Source organism: Hydrogenivirga sp. 128-5-R1-1 (assembly GCF_000171895.1).
Window position 1 is genome coordinate 1 of record NZ_ABHJ01000247.1, and the last position, 1,725, is coordinate 1,725.

The 1,725-nt window shown below is 30.8% G+C and carries 3 protein-coding genes; all 3 read right to left on the reverse strand.

The annotated features are described in order from the left end of the window. Nucleotides 1-65: 65 nt before the first annotated feature. Nucleotides 66-299, reverse strand: coding sequence for a hypothetical protein (locus tag HG1285_RS19580; protein ID WP_157560703.1), 234 nt, complete (start codon nucleotides 297-299; stop codon nucleotides 66-68). A gap of 10 nt (nucleotides 300-309) precedes the next feature. Further along, a complete protein-coding gene (locus HG1285_RS02805) occupies nucleotides 310-1,221 on the reverse strand; it encodes an MBL fold metallo-hydrolase (protein WP_232219528.1) in 912 nt (303 codons plus the stop codon). Further along, nucleotides 1,160-1,725: nucleoside triphosphate pyrophosphohydrolase (mazG, locus tag HG1285_RS02800; RefSeq protein WP_008289032.1), on the reverse strand; the 566-nt coding region annotated here is incomplete at its 5' end. The genes HG1285_RS02805 and mazG, both read right to left, overlap by 62 nt.

Genomic DNA, 1,725 nt, shown 5'->3' on the forward strand with positions numbered 1-1,725 from the left:
ACAGGCTTTATCTTTGCTGAATAGCAGGTTTATTTTTTCTTTTTGACCTTTTGAGTTTTTGTATATTATCTCAAAGTATCCTCTTTTACTGCAATAGAAATAATTTCTTTTACATCAAATTTTTTACCTAATATCTGTTTTGCTTCATAGGGATAAAGTGAATGACAGGATGAGCAGTCTCCAATACAGCCTTCTATTACCTGAGAGTTCTGACCGGTAGCTGATTCAAAATTGTGAGATGGGAAACTTAAAGATATTCCGTATATAAAAGCTATCGTTATAAAAATGTATTTCCACATATACTTAATTTTAACAAAAATTCATCTCAATCTCATTTGGAGCAACTATTAAAGCTTTATCTTCAAGTTTTTTATTTTTTATCTCCTCTTTAAAGTGTTTCAAAGGAGCTTCCACTTTTACAAATTTTGGTATTGAGTGAAAAGTTGCATAATGAATTGGTATTATATATTTAGCTTTTAAATCTAAAAATGCCTGAACTGCTTCCTGGGGGTTCATGTGTACATTTTTAAGAAGTATTCTTGGCTCGTATCCACCTATTGGCAGAAATGCATAATCTATATCAAATTTTTTTCCATATTCTTTAAATCCTTTAAAATACGCACTATCACCGCAAAAATAAAATGTTTTATCTCTAATTTTGAAAAAATAACTTGAGGTTTCTGTATTTGGATATAAAAGAGAGCGTCCTTTGTTGTGTTTTACTGGAAGTGAAGTTATTTCAAAATTATCATTTTTAAATGTATCCCAGTGCTTCAGTTCAATTTTTTCTTTAAAGTACATATTCCCAAGAATTTTTTTTGTGTTTTCCGGAAGTATCACAATAGCTTCTCTATGCAGTCTCCTTAATGTTCTTGTATCTAAATGGTCGTAATGGGCATGGGATATTAAAATATAATCCATCTGAGGAAGAAGCTGGGGAATAAGAGCAGGTTTTTGTCTTTTTATACCAAAAATATGAGGGCTTAAGAATGGGTCTGTTAGAACTTTTATCCCTTCATAATAAATAAAAAATGTTGAATGACCTAAATTTGCTACAAAGTTAATATTATGGTTTAGACAATAGCTAATCTGTTTATATAAAAGACTATTTTCATCTAAATAAAATCTTTTAAAAAATAAATACTCTCTATCTATCTGTTCAAGACTTATTAGAAGATTCAATAGATTTGGCTTCTTCCCAGTATTTATCCATTTCTTCAAGCTCCATCTCCTCCAATTTTTTATTTTTCTCTTTTGCCCTTTTTTCTATATGCTGAAATCTGCTTACCATTCTGTCTGTTGCCTCATGAAGTGCCTCTTCAGGGTCTATATCAAGATGTCTTGCAAGGTTTACAAGGGCAATTAATATATCTCCAAATTCATGTTTCAATTCTTCTTTTGTTTTTGCTTCTTTAAATTCTTTTATTTCTTCTTGTATTTTATCAAGTATTTGCTCTTTATTCTTCCAGTCAAAGCCAACTTTTGCTGCCTTTTTCTGCACTTTTGTCGCTCTCATAAGTGCAGGCATCCTTTTTGGTATACCGTCAAGTATTGACCCTCTTTTTTTCTCTTTTTGTTTTAACTGCTCCCACTGGTTTAACACACTTTCAACGTCTTTAACCTCTTTTTCTCCGAAAACATGAGGGTGCCTGTAAATTAATTTGTCAATTAAATGAGTAATTACATCATTTACATCAAAAGCTCCTTCATCTTTTTTTATCTGTG